The sequence below is a fragment of the Cellulosimicrobium sp. CpK407 genome (genome assembly GCF_051844275.1).
GTDB lineage: Bacteria > Actinomycetota > Actinomycetes > Actinomycetales > Cellulomonadaceae > Cellulosimicrobium > Cellulosimicrobium cellulans_G.
This window is the reverse complement of the sequence record NZ_JBGNYC010000003.1, coordinates 96761-121419: the sequence shown is the minus strand read 5'-3', so window position 1 is coordinate 121419 and position 24659 is coordinate 96761. Positions and strand designations below refer to the sequence as shown.

Annotated in this window: 19 protein-coding genes and 1 riboswitch; of the genes, 12 read left to right on the top strand and 7 right to left on the bottom strand. The window is 74.5% G+C overall.

Annotation, left to right across the window (positions count from 1 at the left end):
• Nucleotides 1–11: 11 nt before the first annotated feature.
• Nucleotides 12–1406 carry an acetyl-CoA C-acetyltransferase gene (locus ABWU78_RS02535; RefSeq protein ID WP_353707468.1) on the bottom strand — a complete coding sequence of 465 codons (1395 nt, stop codon included), beginning with the start codon at nt 1404–1406 and terminating at the stop codon, nt 12–14.
• 253 nt (nt 1407–1659) lie between these two features.
• Here ABWU78_RS02535 and ABWU78_RS02530 point away from each other — a divergent pair, with 253 nt between their 5' ends.
• Entirely contained in the window at nt 1660–2511 is an 852-nt protein-coding gene (locus ABWU78_RS02530) for a TetR/AcrR family transcriptional regulator (protein WP_353707469.1), read from the top strand.
• Nucleotides 2508–4640: an acyl-CoA dehydrogenase family protein gene (locus ABWU78_RS02525; protein ID WP_439157468.1), complete on the top strand. Its 2133-nt coding sequence runs from the start codon at nt 2508–2510 to the stop codon at nt 4638–4640. Before ABWU78_RS02530 ends, ABWU78_RS02525 begins: the two co-directional genes overlap by 4 nt.
• A gap of 250 nt (nt 4641–4890) precedes the next feature.
• Here ABWU78_RS02525 and ABWU78_RS02520 read toward each other — a convergent pair whose 3' ends face one another.
• Nucleotides 4891–5847, bottom strand: a complete 957-nt coding sequence (locus tag ABWU78_RS02520) for a DUF2599 domain-containing protein (RefSeq protein ID WP_253055172.1) — start codon at nt 5845–5847, stop codon at nt 4891–4893.
• Complete coding sequence (locus ABWU78_RS02515) at nt 5844–6284, bottom strand: NUDIX hydrolase (protein ID WP_290445700.1); 441 nt, start codon at nt 6282–6284, stop codon at nt 5844–5846. Before ABWU78_RS02515 ends, ABWU78_RS02520 begins: the two co-directional genes overlap by 4 nt.
• 188 nt (nt 6285–6472) lie before the next feature.
• Here ABWU78_RS02515 and ABWU78_RS02510 point away from each other — a divergent pair, with 188 nt between their 5' ends.
• The 3 genes from ABWU78_RS02510 to ABWU78_RS02500 all read left to right on the top strand — a co-directional run bounded on the left by ABWU78_RS02510 (nt 6473) and on the right by ABWU78_RS02500 (nt 9227).
• Complete coding sequence (locus ABWU78_RS02510) at nt 6473–7138, top strand: PadR family transcriptional regulator (protein ID WP_253055173.1); 666 nt, start codon at nt 6473–6475, stop codon at nt 7136–7138.
• Between the two features lie 206 nt (nt 7139–7344).
• Nucleotides 7345–8442 carry an ATP-binding cassette domain-containing protein gene (locus ABWU78_RS02505; RefSeq protein WP_253055174.1) on the top strand — a complete coding sequence of 366 codons (1098 nt, stop codon included), beginning with the start codon at nt 7345–7347 and terminating at the stop codon, nt 8440–8442.
• Entirely contained in the window at nt 8439–9227 is a 789-nt protein-coding gene (locus tag ABWU78_RS02500) for an ABC transporter permease (protein ID WP_253055175.1), read from the top strand. The genes ABWU78_RS02505 and ABWU78_RS02500 overlap by 4 nt, the downstream gene beginning before the upstream one ends.
• Nucleotides 9228–9279: 52 nt before the next feature.
• On the opposite strand, the gene ABWU78_RS02495 is transcribed toward ABWU78_RS02500, so the two are convergent.
• Together ABWU78_RS02495 and ABWU78_RS02490 are read right to left on the bottom strand one after the other, a co-directional pair.
• Complete coding sequence (locus tag ABWU78_RS02495; RefSeq protein ID WP_253055176.1) at nt 9280–10764, bottom strand: APC family permease; 1485 nt, start codon at nt 10762–10764, stop codon at nt 9280–9282.
• Nucleotides 10765–10826: 62 nt separating this feature from the next.
• Complete coding sequence (locus tag ABWU78_RS02490; RefSeq protein ID WP_439157467.1) at nt 10827–11966, bottom strand: EamA family transporter; 1140 nt, start codon at nt 11964–11966, stop codon at nt 10827–10829.
• A 90-nt stretch (nt 11967–12056) separates the two neighbouring features.
• Here ABWU78_RS02490 and ABWU78_RS02485 point away from each other — a divergent pair, with 90 nt between their 5' ends.
• The 5 genes from ABWU78_RS02485 (at nt 12057) to ABWU78_RS02465 (ending at nt 17957) form a co-directional block, all read left to right on the top strand.
• Complete coding sequence (locus ABWU78_RS02485; protein WP_439157466.1) at nt 12057–12953, top strand: LysR family transcriptional regulator; 897 nt, start codon at nt 12057–12059, stop codon at nt 12951–12953.
• A gap of 167 nt (nt 12954–13120) precedes the next feature.
• A complete protein-coding gene (locus ABWU78_RS02480) occupies nt 13121–13696 on the top strand; it encodes a hypothetical protein (RefSeq protein ID WP_439157465.1) in 576 nt (191 codons plus the stop codon).
• Between the two features lie 73 nt (nt 13697–13769).
• Complete coding sequence (locus ABWU78_RS02475; RefSeq protein ID WP_439157464.1) at nt 13770–14156, top strand: DUF1304 domain-containing protein; 387 nt, start codon at nt 13770–13772, stop codon at nt 14154–14156.
• 171 nt (nt 14157–14327) lie between these two features.
• Complete coding sequence (purL, locus tag ABWU78_RS02470; protein WP_439157463.1) at nt 14328–16703, top strand: phosphoribosylformylglycinamidine synthase subunit PurL; 2376 nt, start codon at nt 14328–14330, stop codon at nt 16701–16703.
• Nucleotides 16704–16949: 246 nt separating this feature from the next.
• A complete protein-coding gene (locus tag ABWU78_RS02465) occupies nt 16950–17957 on the top strand; it encodes an endonuclease/exonuclease/phosphatase family protein (protein WP_439157462.1) in 1008 nt (335 codons plus the stop codon).
• A 72-nt stretch (nt 17958–18029) separates the two neighbouring features.
• On the opposite strand, the gene ABWU78_RS02460 is transcribed toward ABWU78_RS02465, so the two are convergent.
• Both ABWU78_RS02460 and ABWU78_RS02455 read right to left on the bottom strand, forming a co-directional pair.
• Nucleotides 18030–20654, bottom strand: coding sequence for an MMPL family transporter (locus ABWU78_RS02460; RefSeq protein WP_439157461.1), 2625 nt, complete (start codon nt 20652–20654; stop codon nt 18030–18032).
• 99 nt (nt 20655–20753) lie between these two features.
• Nucleotides 20754–21452 carry a TetR/AcrR family transcriptional regulator gene (locus ABWU78_RS02455; RefSeq protein ID WP_353707479.1) on the bottom strand — a complete coding sequence of 233 codons (699 nt, stop codon included), beginning with the start codon at nt 21450–21452 and terminating at the stop codon, nt 20754–20756.
• Nucleotides 21453–21623: 171 nt separating this feature from the next.
• A riboswitch (SAM riboswitch) is annotated at nt 21624–21733 on the top strand.
• A gap of 344 nt (nt 21734–22077) precedes the next feature.
• Here ABWU78_RS02455 and ABWU78_RS02450 point away from each other — a divergent pair.
• A complete protein-coding gene (locus ABWU78_RS02450; RefSeq protein WP_353707480.1) occupies nt 22078–23232 on the top strand; it encodes an LLM class flavin-dependent oxidoreductase in 1155 nt (384 codons plus the stop codon).
• A 19-nt stretch (nt 23233–23251) separates the two neighbouring features.
• Nucleotides 23252–24658 (top strand): NtaA/DmoA family FMN-dependent monooxygenase, encoded by a 1407-nt coding sequence (locus tag ABWU78_RS02445; RefSeq protein ID WP_439157460.1) that lies wholly within the window; start codon nt 23252–23254, stop codon nt 24656–24658.
• Nucleotide 24659: the final 1 nt, after the last annotated feature.

Below are 24659 nucleotides of genomic sequence, written 5' to 3'. Positions count from 1 at the left end.
TCGTCGGGCCGTCAGGCGGGGGTGTCGGTCGCGGGGACGGACTCGAGGATCGCGGCGACGCCGAGACCACCCGCGGCGCACACGGAGATCAGCGCCCGTGCGGGCGCCCCGGTCTCGGCGGTGCGCTGCGCGAGGAGCTTGGCCGCCGTCGCGACGATGCGGCCGCCGGTCGCGGCGAAGGGGTGGCCCGCGGCGAGCGAGGAGCCGTTGACGTTGAGCCGCGAGCGGTCGATCGACCCGAGCGCGCCGTCGAGACCCAGCTCGGTGCGGCAGTACTCGTCGTCCTCCCAGGCCTTGAGCGTCGTGAGGACCGTGGAGGCGAACGCCTCGTGGATCTCGTACAGGTCGAAGTCGCCGAGCGCGAGGCCGTTGCGCGCGAGCAGGCGCGGGACGGCGTGCGCGGGGGCCATGAGGAGGCCCTCGTGGCCGTGCACGAAGTCGACCGCGGCGGTCTCGGCGTCGACGACGCGCGCGAGGAGCGGCAGGTCCCGCTCGCGCGCCCAGTCGGCCGACGCGAGCAGGACGGTCGACGCGCCGTCGGTCAGCGGCGTCGAGTTGCCCGCGGTCATGGTCGGGGTGACGCCCTCGAGGCGCTTGCCGTACACGGGCTTGAGCGCGGCGAGCTTCTCGAGCGACGAGTCGGTGCGCAGGTTGTCGTCGCGCACGAGGCCGCGGAAGGGGGTGACGAGGTCGTCGAAGAACCCGGCGTCCCACGCGGCCGCGAGGTGCTCGTGGCTCGCGAGCGCGAGCTCGTCCTGCGCCTCGCGCTCGATCCCCCAGCGTGCCGTCGTGATCGCCTGGTGCTCGCCCATCGACAGTCCGGTGCGCGGCTCGTCCGTCGCGGGGGTCAGGGGCGCGAGGTCGGCGGGGCGGACCTTGGCGAACGCCTTGACGCGCTGGCCGAACGTCTTGGCGTGGCTCGCCTCCAGCAGCGCGCGACGCAGGCCCTCGCTCACGGCGATCGGGGCGTCGGACACGGTGTCGGAGCCTCCCGCGACGCCCGACTCGACCTGGCCGAGCCGGATCTTGTTCGCGACGGCGATCGTCGCCTCGAGGCCGGTCGCGCAGGCCTGCTGGAGGTCGTAGGCGGGGGTCTCGGGGGAGAGGGACGAGCCGAGCACGGACTCGCGGACGAGGTTGAAGTCGCGCGAGTGCTTGAGCACGGCGCCGCCGACGACCTCCCCGAGCCGCTCGCCCTGGAGGCCGAAGCGCGCGACGAGCCCGTCGAGCGCGGCCGTGAACATCTCCTGGTTGCTCGCGGACGAGTACTTCTTGCCGGCGCGCGCGAACGGGATGCGGTTCCCGCCGACGACCCAGGCGTCGCGGGGGGCGCCCGGGGTGCTGGTCGCCGGGACGTGCTCGGGGGCCTGCTCGGGGGTCTGGCGGGGGCTGGTGCGGTTGGCCACTGTGCCTCACTTCCTGTCCGTGCTCGCTGCGCTGCGTCGGTCCCGGCCCGGGAGTGAGCCTCTGCACGAGATCGACGGCGATGCCGCGGTCGACGCCGCGCGGAGGCGAGGGGAGAGGGCCGGCTGGTGTCCAATACCAAGAGTACCTGATACTCTCGGTTTCGTGAGTCGGGTCACAGGGCCGTGCCCTGCCCGACGCGGTGCCGCGGAACAGGCACCGACGACATCGAGGTCGGGCGCAACGGAGGGCGACGTGAACACAGGTGCCGACGCGCGAGCGGCCACCCGAGGACGGGTGCAGCCGGGCGCGGCGGTGGACGGCCGGTCGACCCGCTGGGACGAGCACCGGGCGGCGCGCCGCGCGGAGCTCATCCGGGCGGCGAGCAAGGCCGTGCACCGCGGGGGCCCCGGGGTCTCCATGGACGAGATCGCGGCGGCGTCAGGGACGTCGAAGTCGATCATCTACCGCTACTTCGACGACAAGACGGGACTGCAGGTCGCGCTCGGCTCCGCCGTCGTGGGGCAGATGCACGACGCGCTGACCCAGGCCGCCGAGTCGGCCGAGACCCCCAAGCGCGCGCTGCGCGCGATGGTCGGCGTCTACCTCGAGATGATCGAGAGCTCGCCGAACGTGTACTACTTCGTCACCCGGACGAGCGCCGTCGCGGGGACGGAGGAGCCCGCCGCGCAGCTCGCCGCGAGCGGGCTCACGAACGGGACGACCGGCGCGAGCCGCGCACCCCTCGCGGCGTTCCTCGACTCGGTGATCGAGCTCGTCGCCGAGCCGTTCGCGCGCGTCACCGACGTCTCTCCCGCCGACGCCGCAGCCTGGGCCGCGGGCGCCGTCGGGTTCGTGCGGGGCGCCGGGGAGTGGTGGCTCGGCCATCGCGACCGGGCCGACGTCCCGGACCGCGAGCAGCTCACCGAGCGCGTCGCCGCCTGGCTCTGGGCCGGGCCGGTCGGCGTCCTCTCCCACAACCCGGGCACCCCCCGCTCCCACGGCGACCGGCGCACGTCGCCCGCGACCCGTCGCGACGGCGTCCGCCCCGCCACCGACCGCCCTGAGCACCCGGCGACCGCCTCAGAACTCAAGGAGATCCCATGACCGCCACGTCCGACCGTCCCGCCCTCGCGCAGCGCGCGTCGACCACGGGTGACGCGAGCGCGACGCCGCACGGCGAGGCCCGCGTCGACGTCGCCTCCCTCGAGAAGCTTCTGCTCGGCCGGTGGGCGGACCTGCGCGCGACGGCGCGCGCCACCGCGGGCGAGGAGGCGTTCCAGCGCATCGAGGGCCTGACCCTGCGCGAGCACCGCGAGCGCGTGCTGGAGCAGATGCGCCTGCTCGTCGGCAAGGGGCAGGTCTGGCGCGGGTACCCCGAGCGCCTCGGCGGCGCGGACGACGCGGGCGGCAACCTCGCCGGGTTCGAGGAGCTCGTCGCGGCCGACCCGTCGCTCCAGATCAAGGCGGGCGTCCAGTGGGGCCTGTTCGGTGCGGCGATCCTGCACCTCGGCACGCCCGAGCAGCAGGACCGCCTCCTCCCGGGCGCGATGGACCTCTCGGTGCCCGGCGCGTTCGCGATGACGGAGATCGGCCACGGGTCCGACGTCGCGAGCATCGGCACCACCGCGACCTACGACCCGGAGACCGAGGAGTTCGTCATCCACACCCCGTTCCGCGGGGCGTGGAAGGAGTTCCTCGGCAACGCGGGCGTGCACGGCGTCGCGGCGGTCGTGTTCGCGCAGCTGGTCACGAAGAACGTCAACCACGGCGTGCACGCGTTCTACGTGCCGATCCGCGACGTCGAGGGGGAGCGCGACGAGCTCGGGCGCCTGCCGTTCCTGCCGGGCGTGGGTGGCGAGGACGACGGCCAGAAGGGCGGCCTCAACGGCATCGACAACGGCCGACTGCACTTCGACCACGTGCGGATCCCGCGCACCGACCTGCTCGCCCGCTACGGCTCGGTCGACGCCGACGGCACGTACTCGAGCCCGATCGAGAGCCCGGGACGCCGGTTCTTCACGATGCTCGGGTCGCTCGTGCAGGGGCGCGTGTCCCTCGACGGCGCCGCCGTGACGGCCTCGAAGCTCGGCCTCGCGATCGCGGTGCGGTACGCGAACGAGCGCCGCCAGTTCACGGGGGCGAGCGCCACCGAGGAGGTCGTGCTCCTCGACTACGGCACGCACAAGCGCCGCCTGATCGTGCCGATCGCGGAGACGTACGCCGCGCACTTCGCGCACGACCGCCTGCTCGACCTGTTCCACTCCGTGTTCTCGGGCGAGGAGGACACCCCGGAGCAGCGGGAGGACCTCGAGACGACGGCCGCCGCGCTCAAGGCGACGAGCACGCGGTTCGCGCTCGACGTGCTCCAGGAGACGCGCGAGGCGTGCGGCGGGGCCGGGTTCATCACGGCCAACCGCATCACGAGCCTGCGCGCCGACCTCGACGTCTACGCGACGTTCGAGGGCGACAACACCGTGCTGCTCCAGCTCGTCGCCAAGCGCCTGCTCGCCGACTACGGCAAGCAGTTCAAGGGCATCACCCCGGGCCAGATGGCGCGCGTCGTCGTCGAGCGCGCGGGCGACATGGCCCTGCACCGCACGCCGCTCAAGCGCGCCGCGCAGGCGCTCGCCGACGTCGGCGACCCGCGCCGCGCCGCCGGCCACCTGCGCGACCCCGAGACGCAGCGTGCGCTGCTCACCGACCGGGTCGAGACGATGGTCGCCGACGTGGCCCAGGCGCTGCGTCCCGCCCAGAAGGCCGACCCGGAGACGGCGACGAACCTCTTCAACGCCCACCAGGTCGAGCTCGTCGAGGCGGCGCGGGCCCACGCGGAGCTGCTGCGCTGGGAGGCCTTCACGCAGGCGCTGGAGACGATCGAGGACGCGGGCACGCGCGAGGTCCTCACGACTGTGCGCGACCTGTTCGGCCTGAGCCTCGTCGAGCGCCACCTCGCGTGGTACCTGCTCAACGGTCGTCTCTCGACGCAGCGCGCCCGGACGGTCACGAGCTACCTGGACCGCCTCATCGACCGCCTGCGCCCGCACGCGCAGGACCTCGTCGACGCGTGGGGGTACGGCCCCGAGCACCTGCGCGCGACGATCGCGACCGGCATCGAGAAGGAGCGCCAGGACGAGGCGCGCGACTACTACCGGCGCCTGCGCGCGAGCGGCGACGAGCCGCGGAGCGAGAAGTCGCTGCGCAAGGCCGCGAAGGGCGGCCCCCAGGCCCACTGACCTGATGGCGGCCGGCCCCTGACCGGCCCGTCCCCGGAACGTCCTCGGCACAGCAGGCGGAGCGGTACCGCCGCCGAGGTCGGGCCCGGGCGGCACGACGCCCACCAGCCGTCGTGCCGCCCGGGCCGTTGCCGTCCGGTCCCCGATCCCGCCGAACACGACATGGGGGTCGTTCTGGACCTGAGAACGACCCCCATGTCGTGCTCGACCGCGTGCGACGTCGTGCTCGGCGCGGCACGGGCGCTGCCGGTCAGGTCGGGTTGCAGCGTGCCGCCATCGTGGCGAGCAGCCCGACGTCGGGCCGCCACGGCTCGAGGTTCCACGTCGCCTTGTCCGGGGCGCCCACCGCGTGGCACACGAGCTGGTCGTGCATCGTCGGCGTGTCGGCCTCCGGCTCGGCCGCGACGACCTGCGCCCAGACGAGCTCCTGGCCCGCCTGGCCCGCGGCGCGCGCCCACGCGGTCGGGTCGACGGCGAGCGACCGTCCGCCCTCGCGCTCGCCCCAGTCGGTGCTCCGCACCGCCTGCGTGCCCAGCGTCACGACGACGTCCCAGGCCGCGGGCGGGCCGGTGTCGGTCCCGCTCGTCTCGTCGGCACCGGACGAGGCGTCCGGCGTGGTGCCCGACGGCGTCCCGGTCGCGGGCGCGAGCGTCACCTCCGCGCGGTGGGCATCCAGAAGCGCGACCCGCACGCCGGGGGCGTCGGGTGCGGGCGGACCGACGACGCGCGGGGCGTCGAGCCCGCCGACGGGCGTGCCGGCGTCGTCCAGGACGGTCAGGGTGCCGTCCGGGTGGCGCACGAGCGAGCCGTGCTCGACCGAGACCAGAGCCGGGGCGTCGGCGAGCACGAGCGAGACGTCCGACGCGCCCTCCTCGCCCGGGGAGACAGTCGCGGCCGGAGCACCCTCGCCCTCCGCGGTCGACGCGAGCGCGGGCGCCGCGACCTCGACGGTCGCCGAGCCGACGGGCACCCGCACGACCGTGGGGTCCGCAGTCGTGTCGCCACCTGCCTCTGCTGTGCCGTCGTCGCCGGGCTCGCCGGACGTGCCGTCCGCCCGGGTCGTCGGGACCGGGCCGTGGCTCGGTGAGGACGTGCCGTCGTCGGGCGTGCACCCGGCGAGGACGACGAGCGCGAGGACGCCGGTGGCGAGCGCCCGCGTCGTCGCACGGGGGTGGCGCCGCGCACCGGCACGGCCGGGCCGGGTCACGACGGCACGGGGAGCAGGCCCGCCCAGCGCCGGCCGAGGTCGACGAGCCCCACGCGCCGGAGCGCGTCGACCTCGTCGGGCGTGAACCAGCCGACGTCGTCGGTCGACTCGTCCTCCTCGACGCGCAGCCCGCCGCCCACCACGTGGGCGCGGTAGACGATCCGGATCGCGTGGAGCGACCGGTCGCGGTCCTCGGCGCGCAGCCGGTCCTCGGCGTCGATCACGATGCTGTCGACGCCGAGCAGGCCGTCGAGCTCGACGTCGTAGCCGGTCTCCTCGCGCACCTCGCGGACGGCCGCGGCCTCCGGGTGCTCGCCGGGGTCGATGCCGCCGCCGGGCAGGGTCCACCCGTCGCGGCCTCCCTCGCTCCAGTGGGGGAGGAGCATCCTCCCGTCCTCACGGACGATCACGGCGTAGGCGGCGACGCGGATCTGCATGGACCCATCATGCGCGACGACCGTCGTCGAGCCCTGCGTCGGCGGCGACCAGGCGGGTCCGCCGCGCCGAGCATGCGAGCCGCCCGCCCCGACGCCCGGACGGCCGGCATGCTCGACCGGTGGAAGGGGGGACTCTTGCGCGAACAACCGATGTCGAATACTCTGAATCAAGTATTCGGAGGTGAGCAATGTCCCGTCGTCCCGTGTCCAACCCGCTCGCGCTCGCCGTGCTCGCGAGCCTCGCCGAGCGACCGATGTACCCGTACGAGATCACGACGACCCTGCGCGAGCGGGGCAAGGACGACAGCATCCGGCTCAACTTCGGCTCGCTGTACTCCGTCATCAAGTCGCTCGAGAAGCACGGCTTCATCACGCCGTCGCACTCGGAGCGCGAGGGCAACCGGCCCGAGCGCGTCGTCTACGAGATCACGGAGGCGGGCAAGGTCGAGGCAGCCGCGTGGCTGCGCGAGCTGCTCGCCGTGCCGTCCAAGGAGTACCCAGACGTCGAGGCGGGGCTGTCGCTCATCGCGATGCTCTCGCCCGAGGAGGTCGCGGCGCTCCTGCGCGCGCGCCTCGCGTCGCTCGACAACGAGATCCGCACGCGCGACGCCGGGCTCGCCGGCGCCGCGGCGGCCGGGCTGCCCGAGATCTTCCTCGTCGAGGCCGACTACCGGCTCGCCATGCTGCGCGCGGAGCGCACGTGGATCGACCGGTTCGCCGCACGCCTGGAGGCGGGCGAGGTCGGTGGCCAGGACGGCTGGGCCGAGATGGCGCGCCTGCGCGCCGCGGGTGCCTCGCCCGAGGAGATCGAGGAGGTCGTGCGCCGCCACCTGCCCGCCGACCTCACCCCCTGAACCACCGGCGCGCGCCCGACGAGGGCGCGCGCCGGACGGAGAAAGAGTGGTGGCCCGGATGCGCCAACATCCGGACCACCGAGCCCGAGTCGTCCCGCCGGAACCGACGGAACTGCTGCGTCAACAGTCACCCAGGGCCCTCCCATGCTAGCCGCGCGGGAGAGGCCACCCCCGGCGAGACGGCTCCCGACACAAGGAGCCTCATCGTGCCCTCCACCACCCGCGCGCGGGAGACGGCGATCGACGCCGTCGACCTGCGCAAGACCTACCCGGGCGGCCGCGGCCGCCCGCCCGTGCACGCGCTCGACGGCCTGTCGTTCGCCGTGCCCGCGGGGACCGTGTTCGCCCTGCTCGGCCCCAACGGCGCGGGCAAGTCGACGACGGCCAAGATCCTCACGACGCTCAGCCGCGCGGACTCGGGCACGGCGACCGTCGCCGGCATCGACGTCGCGCGCCAGCCCGAGCGCGTGCGGCGCGCGATCGGCTACGTCGCGCAGAAGCCCGTGACCGACCCCATGGACACCGGGCGCGAGAACCTCGTCCTCGCGGGCCGGCTCCAGGGCCTCGGCGCGCGCGCCGCCCGCACCCGGGCGACCGAGCTGCTCGACCGGTTCTCCCTCGCGGACGCGGCCGACCGCCTCGTGAAGACGTACAGCGGCGGCATGGCGCGCAAGCTCGACGTCGCGATGGGGATCGTGCACCGGCCGCAGGTCCTGTTCCTCGACGAGCCGACGACCGGGCTCGACCCCGAGGCGCGCGCCGAGATGTGGGCGGAGATCGAGCGCATGACCGCGCGCGAGAGGATGACGATCCTCCTCACCACGCACTACCTGGACGAGGCCGACCGCCTCGCCGCGAACCTCGCGATCGTCGACCACGGCCGCGTCGCCGTCGCGGGGACCCCCGACGCGCTGAAGGACGAGCTGCGCGGCGACGGGATCGTCGTCGAGCTCGCGGCCCCGACCGCCGCGGCGTCCGGGCTGCCCGACGGCGGTGCCGCCCTCGCGGCCCGCGTCACCGCCGCGGTCGGCACGTGCGCGGGCGTCCGCGACGTGCACGTCGAGGGCCGCACCCTGCGCGCCCGGGCCGACTCGGGCGCCGTCGCGCTGCCCGCCGTCCTCACCGCGCTCGACGCCGCGGGGCTCCCCGTCGCGTCGGCGACGCTCGCGCGCCCGAGCCTCGACGACGTGTACCTGCGGCACACGGGCCGCACGTTCACGGCCGCGCAGTCCTCCGCGGACGCGCCGGCCGGGGGCCGCCCGGGAGCCGATGCCGGCGCGACCGTCGAGGGGGTGGCGGCATGACCGCCGTCGTGCACACCGGGCTGCTCACCGCGCGGGCGCTGCGCCAGGGCGCGCGCATCCCCGTGTTCATGGTCATGAACCTCGTGCAGCCCATGATCTGGCTGCTGCTGTTCGGGCAGCTCTTCCAGGCGGTCGTCGAGATCCCCGGGTTCTCCACGGGCGGGACGTACCTCGAGTTCATCACGCCCGGCGTCGTCATGATGACGGCGATGTTCGGGGCGGCGTGGGCCGGGACGTCGTACGTGCAGGACATGGACCGCGGCGTCATGGACCGCTTCCTCACGTCGCCGGCGTCGCGCGGCGCGCTCATGGCGTCGACGATGATCTACCAGGCCGTCATCGCGGTCGGGCAGGCGCTCGTCGTGCTCGCGGTCGCGTGGCTGTGCGGCGCGCGGTTCGGCAGCACGCCCGGCGAGACGACGCTCGGCGTCCTCGCGTTGCTGCTCGCCGTCGTGCTGCTCACGGCCCTCTTCTCGGCCCTGAGCAACGCCATGGCCCTGCTCACCGGGCAGCAGGAGGCGCTCATCGGCATCTCGCAGCTCATCACGCTGCCGCTCATGTTCCTGTCGTCCGCCGTGATGGACACGCGTCTGTCCGCGGACTGGGTGGCCGACGTCGCGCGGTACAACCCGTTCGACTGGGCCGTCGTCGCGGGGCGCGAGGCGCTCGCCGCCTCGCCGGACTGGGGCGTGGTGTGGGGTCGGCTCGGGCTGCTCGCGCTCGCGGCGGTCGTCATGGGCTGGCTCGCGACGCAGGCCTTCCGCACCCGCCAGCGCTCGGCCTGACGCCGCGCACGACGTCCGCCCGAGGCCCACGGCCCCGGGCGGACGTCGTCGCTCACCGGGAGCCGTCGTCGTCGGACTCGTCCGGGACCTCGTCCTCCAGGCGCGACACGTCGGAGAACGCGATCTGGCGGTGCCGCACCGAGCGGTTGTACAGCCACGTGACGAACGAGAGCAGGACCCCCAGGCCGACGAGCGCGCCCGCGATGACGTACTGCTCCTGCTGCTCGGCGCTGCGCGCCCACGGGCCGGCGAGGTACGCGCACGTGAGCGCGCCGAGGACCGCGAGCCACGTGCGGGTGCGGAAGTGCTGGTGGTCGACGCGGTCGCGGCGCAGCACGAGGAGCGCGACGTTGACGATCGTGAACACGACGAGCAGGAGCAGCGACGTCGTGCCGCCGAGCAGCGCGATCGCGTTGGTGCCCGCCTCGGTCCCCGACTGCCGCACGACGTACACGATGAGCGCGAACGCGATGGCCGTCGTCACGAGGATCGACACCCACGGCGTCCGGCGGAACGGGTGCACCTGGCCGAACGCGCGAGGCAGCACGCCCTGGTTCGCCATGCCGTAGAGCAGGCGCGACGCCATGAGCATGTTGATGAGCGCCGAGTTCGCGACCGCGAACATGCCGATGAACGGGAAGATCGTGTCGAACGGCAGGTTCGGCGCCCCCGCCGCGACGACCTGCGTGAGCGCGGACCCCTTCGAGTCGTCCACGAGGTCGCCGACGGGCACGAGCGCGACGGCCGTGATCGCGACGAGCACGTAGATCGCGCCCGTGATCGACAGCCCGGTGAGCATCATGCGCGGGAAGTCGCGCACGGGGTTCTTGCACTCCTCGGCCATGTTCACCGAGTCCTCGAAGCCCACCATGGCGAAGAACGCGAGCGTCGTCGCGGCCGTCACGGCGAGGAACACGCTCTTGTCGTCCGCGCTCTCGAACACCACGACGCGGGAGAAGTCGGCGCGGCCCTGCGTCGTCGCCCACAGCCCGACGAAGATCACGAGCAGCAGGCCGGACAGCTCGACGAGCGACAGCACGACGTTCGCCCGGACGCTCTCGCCGACGCCCCGGAAGTTGACGAGCGCGACGAGGGCCATGAAGCCGAGCGCGATGAGGAGCCTGCCGTCGCCGCCCGTCGGGAGGGCCAGCCCGAAGCCGTCGGAGACGAACCCGGCGAACGCGTTGGACGCCGTCGACGCCGACGTGATGCCCGAGCTCATGACCATGAACGCGACCACGAACGTCAGCAGGTGGATGCCGAACGCCTTGTGCGTGTAGAGCGCCGCGCCGGCGGCGCTCGGGTACTTGGTGACGAGCTCGAGGTAGGAGAACGCGGTGATCGTCGCGACGACGAACGCGAGCAGGAACGGCAGCCACGCCGCCCCGCCGACCTCGCCCGCGACCTGGCCCGTGAGCGCGTACACGCCCGTGCCGAGGATGTCCCCGACGATGAACAGGAGCAGGAGCCTGGGCCCCATGACCCGCTTGAGCTCCGGCTGCTGCCGTTCCTCCGTGCGACCCGCGGTCTGGCTCATGAGAGGCTCCCTCGCGTCTCGACGTCCCGAACCTCCATGGAACCCCCGGCCGCGGCCTCGTGTCAGCGCGAACGCGCGCGTGTCGCCTCCGGCCCGCCGAACCCGGGGTCGCTCCCCAGGTCGGCCGGCGGGTGGGGAGTGATCCCGGGCTCGGCGGACGTCGGGCGTGCGCTGGTGGCGTGACGCGGACGTCGGCGCAGGACGCCCGTCGTCGTCGCGACGCCCAGCAGGAGCACGACGCCGCCCAGCAGCTCGGCCGCGTTCGGCACCTCGTCGAGCACGACCCACGCCGCGAGCATCCCCACGGGCGGCACGAGCATCGTGAACGGCACCACCGCCGACGCCGGATACCGGGCGAGCAGCGTGTTCCAGATCCCGTAGCCCACGAGGCTCGCGAGCCACGCGGTGTACAGGGTCGACAGGACCGGCGCGAGCGTGAGGTGCGTGAGCGCGTGCCCGACGGCGTCCGGCCCGTCGAGCGCGAGCGACAGCCCGAGCATGGGGACCGGGACGACGAGCGCCGACCACACCGTCATCGACAACCCGTCCAGCCCGGGCCGCGAGGAAACGCCCCGGCCCGCCGAGGTAGAACCCTGGTCGGCCGAGGTAGAGCCCTGGTCGGCCGGGGTGGAGCCCTGGTCTCGCGAGGTAGAGCCCTGGTCGGCCGGGGTGGAGCCCTGGTCTCGCGAGGTAGAGCCGTGGTCGCGTCGGCCGGCCCGGCGCGCGACGACGTTGCCCACCGCCCACGACGCCGCGGCGGCGAGGGTCACGACGAACGCGAGCGCCGGCGTCGACGCGCTGCGCCCCGCGCCGACGACGACGAGCCCGGCGGCACCCACCAGGACGCCGACGAGCTGCGAGCGCGTCGGCACCTCGCGCAGTGCGGCGGCGGCGAACAGGACGGTGAGCCCGACCTGCGCCTGGAGCACGAGCGACGCGAGCCCGGCGGGCATGCCGAGCGCGAGCGCGGTGTAGAGCAGGCCGAACTGGCCGAGGCTCATGAACGTGCCGACGAGCAGCACGTCCCGCCAGCGCGCGCGGGGCCGGGGGACGAGGAAGATCGCCGGGACGAGCACGACGAGGAAGCGCAGGGCGACGAACAGCGTGGGCGGCACGTCGCCCAGGCCGAGGTCGATGACGACGAAGTTCACGCCCCACAGGACGGCGACGAGGACGGCGAGAAGGGACGAGCGCAGGGGCATGGGTACGAGGGTGCGCCGTGGTCATCGTGCACGTCCAGCGCACGGTCGTGCACAGTTCTCGGTAGCTCTGCTAACCGATAGCCTGGGGTCATGATCGACCTCGCCGCCGTGGACGCGCTGCTCGCCGTCGAACGCACCGGGACCGTGCACGCCGCGGCGCGCGACCTCGGGTACACGCCGTCCGCCGTCTCGCAGCAGGTCAAGCGCCTGGAGCGCGACCTCGGCGCGCGCCTGCTCGACCGCGAGGGGCGCGGCGTCGTCCTCACGGCCGCCGGCCGGCGCGTGGTCGAGGAGGGACGCGCGCTGCGCGAGCAGGTCGAGTCGCTGCGGGCCCGCCTGCACGACGCCGGCGCCCGCCCCACGGGGACCGTGCGCCTCGGGTCGTTCTCGACGGCGGTGCGCGGCGTCGTTGCGCCGCTCGTCGCGCGCGTGCGGGACGACGTCCCGGACCTGCGGCTCGTCGTCGAGGAGACCGAGCCGTGGGACGCGGTCGCGGCCGTCGCGGCGGGGACCCTCGACCTCGCGCTCGTGCACCACTGGGAGGGCGTCGGCCTCGCGCTCCCGCCGAGCCTGCGCGCCGAGGAGCTGTTCCGCGACGAGGCCGACGTCCTGGTGCACGCGTCGAGCCCGCTCGCGGGCCGGGCCGCGCTCACGCCGTCGGACCTGCTCGACGAGACGTGGGTCTGCACGCCCGACGGCACCATCTGCTACGAGTGGTTCTGCCACATGTTCGCGCGCGAGCCGCGCGTCCCGCGCATCGACTTCCGGTGCCTCGAGTTCGCGTCGCAGGTCGAGGTCGTCGCGCAGGACCTCGCCGTCGCGCTCGTCCCGCGACTGGGCCGGGGACCTCTGCCGTCCGACGTCGTCGCGGTGCCCGTGCGCGAGCCCGTCCCGACCCGCCCGGTGACGGTCGTGTGGCGCGCGACCATGACCGACGCCCCCGCGGTCCGCTACCTCCGCGAGCGCCTGCGCGCCGTCGCGCCCTGACCAGGCGCCGAGCCCGGGATCGCTCCTCACCCTCGGCCGTGCGTGGGGAGAGACCCCGGGTTCGGCGGCACCAAGGGCGAGGGGTCCGCCGCCGGAACTTCGTGGGCGCGTGGTCCGTTGAGGTCGGCGAGCGCGTCAGCGCCGCACCCGTCCGACGAAGGGGCCCGATGACCGAGCACGAGCCGACCCGGCGGTCCGCCGACCCGCGCGCCGTGGCGATCGCGGGCCTGATGACCGTCGCCTGGTACGCCGTGCCCGACGTCGTCCGGCCGCGCTGGGCCCGTGCGCTCGCCAAGACCGCGGTCGCGACGGCGGGTGCCGTGCTCACGGTGACCTCGACCGCGGAGGGTCGCGACGCGCGCGAGGGCGTCCGGTCGCTGCGCGACGCCGTCCGGTCGCCCGACGACGCCGGCGACCTTGTCGCGGCGGCGAGCACCGGGACGACCGGCGGGCCCGGGGCCGAGCCGGCGGACGGCGCCGCGCGCGAGGACAACACGTACGTGCCGGACCGCGAGGAGCCGACACCGGTCCCGCCCGGCGTCGTCGCGGCCGGAACGATCGGGGGAGTCGCGCTCGCGACGACGCTCGCCGTCGCCGGGGAGAAGTGGGTCTACCGCCGCGGGGAGCGGCTGCGCGCACGGGGCGTCCGGCTCCCGCACACGCGCGTCGGGCTCGTGCTCGGCGCGCTGGCCGTGGCGCTCGCGGCGGCGGAGCCGCTCCTGTGGAACGCTGAGGACCGCTGAGGCAGCGACCCGGGCCGGCCCGCCGGCGGGAGGTCGTGCACCGTGCGGCCTCGCGGACCGGGAGGGGCCGAGGATGATCGGGTTCGGGCTGGCGCTCGCGGGGGTCGCCGCGGCGATCCACGGGTACATCTTCGTCATGGAGTCGCTCACGTGGACGAGCGCGCGCACGCGCGCGACCTTCGGCACGTCGCGCGAGGAGGCCGCGGCGACGAAGGAGCTCGCGTTCAACCAGGGCTTCTACAACCTGTTCCTCGCGGTGCTCGTCGTGCTCGGGATCGTCCTGTACGCGACGGGCCGGCACGACGTGGGCCTCACGCTCGTCCTCGCGGGCGTCGGGTCGATGGTCGCCGCCGGGCTCGTGCTGATCCTCTCGTCGCCGTCCAAGGCGCGCGCCGCGCTGGTGCAGCTCGTCCCGCCGCTGCTGGGCGTCGTGGGGGTCGTCGTCGGCCTCGTCTCCTGACACCCGCCTGCTGGGGCCACCCACGTGGTCGGCCCCGGGCGGGACCGGGACGGGGGACGACGGGGACGCCGACCGGAGGGCGGACGGGACCACGAGGCCCGGCGACCCGCCGGTAGACTGGGCCCCGCGCCGTCGTGCGCTCCCCGCATCAGCGCCCACCCGAGGGAAACGATGACCGCCCCCGCACCCCAGGCTTCCGCACGCTCCGACGCTCGTCCCGCCGCAGGACCGACGCTGGACACCGTCGAGCACGCCGCCGCCACCCCCGACGAGGTCCAGCCGTACGCCGAGCTCGGCCTCAAGCCCGACGAGTACCAGCGCATCCGCGACATCCTGGGGCGCCGCCCCACGGCCGCGGAGCTCGCGATGTACTCGGTCATGTGGTCCGAGCACTGCTCGTACAAGTCGTCCAAGGTCCACCTGTCGAAGTTCGGCGCGGCCACCACGGACGAGATGAAGAAGCACCTGCTCGTCGGCATCGGCGAGAACGCGGGCGTCGTCGACATCGGCGACGGCTGGGCCGTGACGTTCAAGGTCGAGTCGCACAACCACCCGTCGTTCGTCGAGCCCTACCAGGGCGCCGCGACGGGTGTCGGCGGCATCGTGCGCGACATCATCTCGATGGGCGCGCGCCCCGTCGCCGTCATGGACCAGCTCCGCTTCGGCGCCGTCGACCACCCGGACACGGCGCGCGTCGTGCACGGCGTCGTGAGCGGCGTCGGCGGCTACGGCAACAGCCTCGGCCTGCCGAACATCGGCGGCGAGCTCGTCTTCGACTCCTCGTACCAGGGCAACCCCCTCGTCAACGCGCTGTGCCTCGGCGTGCTGCGCCACGAGGACATCCACCTCGCCAACGCCTCGGGCGTCGGCAACAAGGTCGTGCTGTTCGGCGCCCGCACGGGCGGCGACGGCATCGGCGGCGCCTCGATCCTCGCCTCGGAGACGTTCGAGGACGGCGTGCCCGCCAAGCGCCCGAGCGTCCAGGTGGGCGACCCCTTCATGGAGAAGGTCCTCATCGAGTGCTGCCTCGAGCTGTACGCGGCGCAGGTCGTGGAGGGCATCCAGGACCTCGGCGCCGCCGGCATCTCGTGCGCGACGTCGGAGCTCGCCTCGAACGGCGACGGCGGCATGCACGTGTGGCTCGACGACGTCCTGCTGCGCGACCCGACGCTCAACGCGGGCGAGATCCTCATGTCCGAGTCGCAGGAGCGCATGATGGCGGTCGTCGCGCCGGAGAAGCTCGACGAGTTCCTCGCGATCACCCGCAAGTGGGACGTCGAGACCGCCGTGATCGGCGAGGTCAACGACTCCGGGCGCCTGACGATCGACCACCACGGCGAGCGCATCGTCGACGTCGACCCCCGGACGGTCGCGCACGAGGGCCCGGTCTACCACCGCCCGTACGCGCGCCCGTCGTGGCAGGACGGGCTCAACGCCCGCACCGTCGAGGCCGACGCGCTCGCCCGCCCCGAGAGCGGGGACGAGCTCCGCGCGACGGCCCTGCGCCTCCTCGCGTCGCCCAACCTCGCGTCCAAGGAGTGGGTGACGAACCAGTACGACCGGTTCGTCCAGGGCAACACCGCGCTCGCGCAGCCCGACGACTCGGGCGTGGTCCGCGTCGACGAGTCCACCGGCCTCGGCGTCGCGCTCGCGACGGACGCGAACGGCCGCTACGGCAAGCTCGACCCGCGCACGGGCGCCCGCCTCGCGCTCGCCGAGGCGTACCGCAACGTCGCGACGACGGGCGCCCGCCCGCTCGCCGTGACCGACTGCCTCAACTTCGGCTCGCCCGAGGACCCCGACTCGATGTGGCAGCTCGTCGAGGCGATCGAGGGCCTCGCGGACGCGTGCCGCGAGCTCGGCGTGCCGGTGACGGGCGGCAACGTGTCGCTCTACAACGGGACCGGCGAGCCGGGCCAGATCGACTCCTCCATCCACCCGACCCCGGTCGTGGGCGTGCTCGGCGTGCTCGACGACGTCGCGCACGCCACGCCGTCGGGCTGGCGCGAGACGGGGGAGAGCATCTACCTCCTCGGCACCACGCGTGCGGAGCTCGACGGGTCGGCGTGGGCCGACGTCGAGCACGGCCACCTGGGCGGCGTGCCCCCGCAGGTCGACCTCGCGGCCGAGAAGGCGCTCGCCGGCGTCCTCGTCAACGCGAGCCGCGACGACCTCGTGTCGGCCGCGCACGACCTCTCCGAGGGCGGGCTCGCGCAGGCGCTCCTCGAGGCGTCGCTGCGCTTCGGCGTCGGGGCCACCGTGTCGCTCGACGCGCTGACCGAGCGCGACGGCGTCACCCCGTTCGAGGCGCTGTTCTCCGAGTCGACGGCCCGCGCGCTCGTCGCGGTGCCCCGCGGCGAGGAGTCCAAGCTCGTCGACGCGTGCGTCGCGCGCGGCGTCCCCGTCCTGAAGATCGGCGAGACGGGCACCGAGCCCGGCGCCGTCGCCGAGTCGGGCGAGGCGCTCGACGTCGCGGGCCTGTTCACCGTCCCGCTCAGCGAGGCGGACGCGGCCTTCCGCGGCACGCTGCCGTCCATCTTCGGCTGACACCCGCACCACCGACGCCCCGGTCACCGCACAGGTGACCGGGGCGTCGTCGTCTCCTGACCCCCGCCGCCCGGACCGGGCCGCCGAGCACGACCCTCCGCGCGGTCGACCACGGGGTCGCTGTCGGAAAGAGCCCGAGAACGACAGCAACGTCGTGTTCGGCGGGTGGGCGGGTTCGGTGGAGGTCGGCGGGCGAGGTGGTGCGGCGGGTCGCGGTGCGTGCCGCGACGGTGTCAGAGTCCGGGCATGACCTCGGCGACCACGAGCCTCCCGCCCGCGCGCGTCACCGCCCGACGGCGGCTCGGCGGTCCGGTGCTCACGGTGCTGCTCTCCGTCGGGACCGTGGTGGGCGTCCTGCTGACGCTCGTGCGGGCGGTGCCGTACGACGCGGTGACGCCGCTCGCACAGGTCGTCGGGTTCACGCCGTTCGTCGCGGCGGCGACCGTCGTCGGCCTCGTGGTCACGCTCGTCGCGCGCCGGTGGGTCCTCGCGGCGCTGCTCGCTGTGTGCGTCGCCGCGCAGGCGGTGTGGCTCGTGCCGGCGTTCGTGCCCGGTCCGGCGCCGCCCGACGACGCGGCCTCCATGCGTGTGATGGGCGCCAACGCGTGGCTCGGGTCGGCGGACGCCGAGGCGCTGGTCGACCTCGTGCGCGAGCAGGACGTCCAGGTGCTCGCGGTGCTGGAGCTGACGACCGACCTGCGCGAGCGCCTCGTCGCGGCGGGCATCGAGGACGTGCTCCCGTACAGCGCCGACGCGAAGGTCGGGTCCGGGGCGCTCGGCAGCGGGCTGTGGAGCGCGCTGCCGCTCGACGACGTCGACCTCGAGCCGTTCTCCAACGACGCGATGCCGTCCGCGACCGTCGAGGTCGACGGCGTGCCCGTGCGGGTCACCGCCGTGCACCCGATCCCGCCGATCCCGGAGTACGTGCGGGTCTGGGGCGAGGAGACGGCCGCGCTCGCCGAGCGGGCGGCGGCGGACCCCCTCCCGCAGGTGCTCGTCGGCGACTTCAACGCGACCCACGACCACGCGACGTTCCGGCGGCTCCTGGGCGACCGGTTCCACGACGCGAGCCGCGCGTCGGGCGGCGGGCTCGACCTGTCGTGGTCGCCGCGCCCGGGCACCGTCCCGCCGGTGCTCAACCTCGACCACGTGGTGACGGATCGGGAGAACGTCGTGACCGACGTCGACTCCCTGCACGTGCCCGGCAGCGACCACCGCGCGATCGTCGCGACGGTCCACGTGCCCCGCCCCTGACGTCGAACCCGGGGTCGTTCCCCACGCGTGGCTCACGGTGGGGAACGACCCCGGGTTCGACGCCGGAAAGGGTCAGCCGCGCGCGGGCTCCGGGGTATCGACGGAGGTCTCGTGGTGCGGGTGGCGGCGCTCCAGGGCGGCGCCCTCGACGTCGACGTCGGGCAGGATGCGGTCGAGCCAGCGGGGGAGCCACCACGCCTTGTCGCCCACGAGGTGCATGAGCGCCGGGACGAGCAGCATGCGCACGACGAACGCGTCGACCAGCACGCCGAACGCGAGCGCGAACCCGATGGGCCGGATCATCGCGCTGTGCGAGAAGACGAACCCGCCGAAGACGGAGATCATGATGATCGCCGCGGCCGTCACCACGGCCCGGCCCGCGCGCACGCCCTGGACGATCGCGACGCGCGCCGGGGCGCCGTGCGCGTACGCCTCGCGCATCCCCGAGCCGAGGAAGAGCTGGTAGTCCATCGCGAGGCCGAACAGGATGCCGACGAGGATCGTGGGCAGGAAGTTGAGGATCGGGCCCGGCGTCTCGACGCCGAACACCCCCGAGAGCCAGCCCCACTGGTAGATCGCGACGACCCCGCCGAGCGCGGCGAAGTAGGACAGGATGAACCCGAGCGTCGCGACGACCGGCACGAAGATCGACCGGAACACCAGCACGAGGATGACGAGCGACAGCCCGACGACGACCGCGAGGTAGATCGGCAGCGCCTGCGCCAGCTTGTCGGAGATGTCGATGTTGCCGCTGGCCGAGCCGGCGACGCCCAGCGTCACGTCCCCGTGGAGGGGCTCGAGGGCGCGCAGGTCGTGCACGAGCTCCTCCGTCGACGCGCTCGTGGGCCCCTCGGCGGGGATCACCTGGAACGCGGCGACCGTACGGTCCGCGGAGGTCCCGACCGGGGCGACCGCGACGACGTCGTCGAGCGCGAAGAGCGACCGCGCGACCTGCACCTGGTACTCCAGCGCCTCCGCCTCGGTGGGCTCGCCCGGGAGGTCGGCGACGACGAGCAGCGGGCCGTTGGTGCCCTCGCCGAACTGCTCGGCGATCGTCGAGTACGCGCGGTACTGCGTGGAGTCGTGCGCCTCCGACGACCCGTCGGGCAGGTTGGTCCGCAGGTCGAGCGCGGGGAGCGCGATCACCCCGAGCGCCACGACGGCGAGGATCGCCGTGCCCACGGCGCGCAGCGTGGACATCGGGCGGACGGGCTTCGTCCCGTCCAGAGCGGTCGTGCCCGACGGCGCGGCGTCGGTCGCGGCGCCCGGCTCGCCCGGAGCCTGGGTCTCGGCGAGCGCGGCGCGCTCGCGGCGGCTGAGGATGCGCGTCCCGATCATGCTCAGCAGGGCGGGCGTGAGGGTGACGGCGATGAGCACGGCGATCGCGACGCAGAGCGCGCCGACGGTCCCCATGAGGCCGAGGAACGGGATGCCGGTGACGTTGAGCGCGAGGAGTGCGATGAGCACCGTGGCGCCGGCGAACACCACGGCGTTGCCCGACGTGCCGTTCGCGAGCGCGATCGACTCCTGGACGTCGTCGCCCTGCTTGAGCTGGCGGCGGTGCCGGTTGACGATGAACAGCGAGTAGTCGATCCCGACCGCGAGCCCGAGCATGAGGCCGAGCACGGGGGTCACCGACGACATCTCGACCACGCCGGAGAGCGACATCGCGGCGAGCGCACCGATGCCGACCCCGATGAGCGCGGTGAGGATCGGGAGCCCGGCGCCGACGAGCGTGCCGAGCATGACGACCAGCACGATCGCCGCGACGACGAGGCCGATCGCCTCGCCCACGCCGAAGACCTGGGGGACGCCCTGCGTGATGTCGGACGAGAAGTCCGTCTGGACACCCTCGACCGGGTCGTCGGTGAAGACCGCGACGAGGTCGTCCTTGGTCTGCTGCTCGATGCTCATGTTCGGCTCGGTGAACGCGACGCTCGCGACGGCGGCGCTCCCGTCCTCGGACACCATGCGGATCTCCGACGCCATCTCGAGCAGCGGCGCGGAGGCCTCGAGCTGGGCGGACTGCTCCTCGAGCGTCGTGCTCTGGTCCTCCAGCGCGGTCATTTGCTTGTCGAGCGCCGCGGCCTGGGCGTCGAGCTCGGCGCGCCCGGCGTCGAGCTCGGCCTGCTGCGCGTCGAGCTGGGGCGCCACCTGGTCGAGCGCGCCCGCGGCCTGGGCCTGCGCGCGTGCCGCGTCGAGCTGGGCCTGGCCCTCGTCGAGCTGGGTCCGCGCGGCGTCGAGCTGCTCCTGGCCCGCGGCGAGCTGCGTGCGACCGTCCTCGAGCTGCGTGCGCCCGGCCTCGATCTGGGTGCGGCCGTCCTCGACCTGCTGACGCTGGTCCGCGAGCTCGGCCTGCGTGGCGAACGGGTCGACGGCCGTCTCGACGCCGTCGACCTCCTCGGCCGCGGCGAGGCGGTCGGAGATCGCCGCCTCCTGCTCGGGCGTGAACGCCGAGCCGTCCTCCGTGGCGAAGACGACGGTGCCGCTCCCGCCCGATGCCTCCGGGAGCGCCGTCTGCAGGCGCTCCGTCACCTCGGCGGTCGGGGTGCCGGGGATGGAGAAGCTGCTCGCGAGCGAGCCGCCGAACGCGACGAACGCCGCGCCGGCCAGCACGAGCACCGCGAGCCACGCGGCGAGGACGGTCCGCGCCCGGCGCGCGCACGCGCGCCCGAGGCGGTAGAGGAGTTCAGCCATGAGGATCCTTCGGGTGGGAGTCCGGTGCGGTCCGGGAGGCGGTCCGGGTGGGGTGGTCGGTGCCGGCGGCCGGGTGGCCGGGCGGGGAGGTGGCAGGCGTCAGGCGGGGCTCGCCCAGCCCGCGCGCACGCGGTCGACGAGGCGGTCGAGGAGGTCGGCCCACACGCGGCGCGAGGCGTCGTCGTCGGTGGCGCCGGTCGCGGCCCACCAGCGGCGCTGGATCACCAGGACGCCGGCCATGAGCGCGCCGACGAGCATCTCGATCTCGAGCGGGTCGACGTCGGGGTGCCGCCGCGTGGTCTCGGCGACCAGGCGCTCGGCGAGGTGGGTGAACGTGCGCACGACCATCGTCGTGACACGCGGGGTGGGCTCGGTCGCGGTGCCGCCGAGGGCGCGCGTGAGGTAGGCCATCGGGCCGACGAGGTCCGTGCCGCGGAGCGCCGCGGTGACGTCGTCGAGCGGGGTCGTGCGGTCGGTCCCGGGATCGGCCGCGCTCGCCCCGAGCGCGTCGACCACGGTGCCCAGCACGTCCTCGCACACCTCGACGACGACGTCGTCCAAGGAGGCGAAGTGGTTGAAGATCGTGCGCCGCGCGACGTCGGCGCGTGCGGCCAGGTCGTCGACCGTGAACCGGGCGCCCCCGTTCTCCTCCATGAGCGACGCGGCGGCATCGACGATCGCGCGGCGGTGCCGCGCGCGCAGCGCGGCGCGGCGATCGGTCGCGGGGCCGGTCGCAGGGTCGGTCGCCAGGTCGGGCGCGGGCACGCCCGACGGCTCGGTCGCGGAGGGGAGGGGCACGTCATGACACTAAGTGCATCGATGCACTCGGTGCAAACAGCGTCGTGGGTGCTCAAAGTTGACCGATCGAGTCCAGTATGTGGGAAGGTCTCCTCGGTGCGTTGACACCCCGCGGTGGCCGCTCGTAAGTTCCCGCGCAACCGAGGTCGACGCACCCCGGTCACAGGACATGGTCATGAGCTCCGACGCCAAGCCCCGGCTCGTCGGACGGCAACCCTCCCGCGCGGTGGGGTGCCCCGGGTGAGGACCAGGTCCCGCGTCGCGCGGACCACGCGCGGCGCGGGGCAACGACGCGGAGCCCGGCGACGGGCACGAAGGAGACGGACGATGGATCGGCGAATGTCGAGCACCGCGGTGAGCACCGCGCACGTGTCGACGTGCCCCTGTCCGTTCGCGGGCGCCCCCGGCGCCCCCGCCCTCGGGGCCACGGGTCCCGCGCGCGTCGCCTGTTGTCGCTGACGACGACCCGTCCCTGACACCCCGCGCCACCCGCGCGCGGTCCGGGTCCCTCCCGGCTTCCCCAGCCCGTCCTGCCGCCGCGCGCGGCCGGACCGCCCTGCCCACCCTCCGGCACCCCGCCGCGCCCTGAGCGCGCCGTCGGCTCAACTGAGAACGGATCCTCGCGATGTCCGACCCCCGCCCCGCCCGCACCCTCCACCTCGGCGTCGACCTCACCGACGCCGGCGCGCACCCCGCCGCCTGGCGGACCGTGGGCTCCCAGGCCCAGCGACTCTTCGACGCCAAGCGCCTCGTCGAGCTCGTGGCCACGGCCCAGCGCGGCCAGCTCGACCTCGTCACGCTCGACGACGCGTTCACGCTCCAGCCGAGCCGCAACGGGTCCGTGCGGGGCCGCCTCGACGCCGCGCTCGTCGCGTCCCGGCTCGCGCCCCGCAGCGCGGGCATCGGCCTCGTCCCGACCGTCACCACCACGCACACCGAGCCGTTCCACGTGTCCAAGGCGATCGCGACGATCGACCACGTGAGCTCCGGGCGCGCGGGGTGGCAGGTCGGGTGGTCCACGACCCCGGCCGAGGCCGCGGCCTTCGGGCGCAAGGGCGCCCAGGACGAGCCCGACGCCGTGGCCGAGGCGGACGAGGCGGTCGAGGTCGTCACGCGCCTCTGGGACTCGTGGGAGGACGACGCCGAGATCCGCGACGTCGCGACGGGCCGGTTCGTGGACCGCGAGAAGCTCCACTACGTCGACCACGAGGGCATCCGGTTCGCCGTCAAGGGGCCGTCGATCACGCCGCGCCCGCCGCAGGGCCAGCCGCCCGTCGTCGTGCGGGCGGACACGCCCGCGTCGCTCGACCTCGCGGCCCGCCGGGCCGACGTCGTCCGGGTCCGCGCGGCGACCCGCGACGAGGCCGTCGCGCTCCGGTCGCAGGTGCGCGACGCGGCCGCGGACGCCGGGCGCGACCCCGACGCGCTGCGGGTCCTCGTCGACGCCTACGTCGTCGTCGGCGACACGCGCGCGAGCGCGCAGGCCCGCCTCGACCTGCTCGAGGACCTCGAGGGCGTCTCGTGGGACACCGACTCGCTCACGCACGTCGGCACGGCGCGCGACCTCGCCGTCACGGTCGAGGAGTGGGTGCACGCCGGTGCCGCCGACGGCTTCCTGCTGCGGCCGTCGTCGCTGAGCACGGACCTCGACGCGATCGTCGACGGCGTGGTGCCGCTGCTCCAGGGCGCGGGCCTGTTCCGCACCGCCTACCCCGGGACGACGCTGCGCGACACGCTCGGCCTCCCGCTCCCCGCCAACCGCTACGCGGCGATCGCCTGACCCCGGACGGACCGACGACATGAGCACGCGCCCCCGCAAGCAGATCCACCTCGGCGCCCACTTCCCGGGCGTCAACAACACCACCGTCTGGAGCGACCCCCGCTCGCGCAGCCAGATCGACTTCGCCTCGTTCGAGCACCTCGCCCGCCGCGCCGAGGACGCCAAGCTCGACTTCTTCTTCCTCGCCGAGGGCCTGCGCCTGCGCGAGCACAAGGGCCGCATCCACGACCTCGACGTCGTGGGTCGCCCCGACACGCTGCCCGTGCTCGCCGCGCTCGCGGCCGTCACGGACCGCCTCGGCCTCGCGGGCACGATCAACACGACCTTCAACGAGCCGTGGGAGCTCGCGAAGCAGTTCGCGACGCTCGACCTGCTCTCCGAGGGTCGTGCGGCATGGAACCTCGTGACGAGCCCCGACGCCTTCACGGGCGCCAACTTCCGCCGCGGCGGGTACCTGCCCTACCCCGAGCGCTACGCCCGGGCGGCCGAGGTCGTCGAGGTCGCGCGCGCCCTGTGGGACTCGTGGGACGACGGCGCCGTGCTGGCCGACCGGATCGCGGGCGAGTTCCTGCGCCCCGGGTCGGTGCGGCCGGTCGCGCACCACGGCACGTACGCGGACGTCGTCGGGCTGTTCGAGACGCCGCGCGGACCGCAGGGGCACCCCGTCCTGTTCCAGGCCGGCGACTCCGCCGACGGGCGCGACTTCGCCGCCGCGACCGCCGACGTCGTGTTCTCCGCGCACTCGACGTTCGACGCCGGGCGCGCGTTCTACGAGGACGTCAAGGGACGGCTCGCGGCCCACGGGCGCGAGCGCGACTCCCTGAAGATCCTGCCCGCGACCGTCGTTGTGCTGGGCGACACGCCCGCCGAGGCCGAGGAGCGCGCTCGCGAGATCCGGCTCCAGCAGGTCTCCGGGCCGACGGCCATCGCGTTCCTCGAGCAGGTCTGGGGCCGCGACCTCGAGGCGTACGACCCCGAGGGGCCGCTGCCCGACGTCGAGCCCGACACGGAGAACCTGTCGATCACGCGGGGCCGCGTGCGGCACGCGAAGGACCCGGCGGCGGTCGCCGCGGCGTGGCGCGAGCAGGCCGAGGCGAACGGCTGGTCGATCCGCGAGCTCGTCATCCAGGTGACGTCGCGCGGCGGGTTCGTCGGCACGCCGCAGCAGGTCGCGGACGACATCGACCGCCACGTCCAGGAGGACGCGTCCGACGGCTTCATCCTCGTCCCGCACCTCACGCCGGGCGGGCTCGACGACGTGTTCGACCAGGTCGTCCCGCTGCTCCAGGAGCGCGGCTCGTTCCGCACCGAGTACGAGGGCACGACCCTGCGCGAGCACCTCGGCCTCGCGCGGCCCGGCACCGCGCCGCGCGCCGCCGACCCCGAGCCCTCGGCGGCCTCCGCCGAGCTCGTCGGCCGACCGTAGC

What these genes read in the sequence shown, in the direction of transcription:
- ABWU78_RS02495 (WP_253055176.1), bottom strand. Translation starts at nt 10,764, where the DNA reads ATGAGCCAGACCGCGGGTCGCACGGAGGAACGGCAGCAGCCGGAGCTC.
- ABWU78_RS02465 (WP_439157462.1), top strand. Translation starts at nt 16,950, where the DNA reads ATGACCTCGGCGACCACGAGCCTCCCGCCCGCGCGCGTCACCGCCCGA.
- ABWU78_RS02485 (WP_439157466.1), top strand. Translation starts at nt 12,057, where the DNA reads ATGATCGACCTCGCCGCCGTGGACGCGCTGCTCGCCGTCGAACGCACC.
- ABWU78_RS02480 (WP_439157465.1), top strand. Translation starts at nt 13,121, where the DNA reads ATGACCGAGCACGAGCCGACCCGGCGGTCCGCCGACCCGCGCGCCGTG.
- ABWU78_RS02515 (WP_290445700.1), bottom strand. Translation starts at nt 6,284, where the DNA reads ATGCAGATCCGCGTCGCCGCCTACGCCGTGATCGTCCGTGAGGACGGG.
- ABWU78_RS02450 (WP_353707480.1), top strand. Translation starts at nt 22,078, where the DNA reads ATGTCCGACCCCCGCCCCGCCCGCACCCTCCACCTCGGCGTCGACCTC.
- ABWU78_RS02475 (WP_439157464.1), top strand. Translation starts at nt 13,770, where the DNA reads ATGATCGGGTTCGGGCTGGCGCTCGCGGGGGTCGCCGCGGCGATCCAC.
- purL (WP_439157463.1), top strand. Translation starts at nt 14,328, where the DNA reads ATGACCGCCCCCGCACCCCAGGCTTCCGCACGCTCCGACGCTCGTCCC.
- ABWU78_RS02500 (WP_253055175.1), top strand. Translation starts at nt 8,439, where the DNA reads ATGACCGCCGTCGTGCACACCGGGCTGCTCACCGCGCGGGCGCTGCGC.
- ABWU78_RS02510 (WP_253055173.1), top strand. Translation starts at nt 6,473, where the DNA reads ATGTCCCGTCGTCCCGTGTCCAACCCGCTCGCGCTCGCCGTGCTCGCG.
- ABWU78_RS02445 (WP_439157460.1), top strand. Translation starts at nt 23,252, where the DNA reads ATGAGCACGCGCCCCCGCAAGCAGATCCACCTCGGCGCCCACTTCCCG.
- ABWU78_RS02490 (WP_439157467.1), bottom strand. Translation starts at nt 11,966, where the DNA reads ATGCCCCTGCGCTCGTCCCTTCTCGCCGTCCTCGTCGCCGTCCTGTGG.
- ABWU78_RS02460 (WP_439157461.1), bottom strand. Translation starts at nt 20,654, where the DNA reads ATGGCTGAACTCCTCTACCGCCTCGGGCGCGCGTGCGCGCGCCGGGCG.
- ABWU78_RS02525 (WP_439157468.1), top strand. Translation starts at nt 2,508, where the DNA reads ATGACCGCCACGTCCGACCGTCCCGCCCTCGCGCAGCGCGCGTCGACC.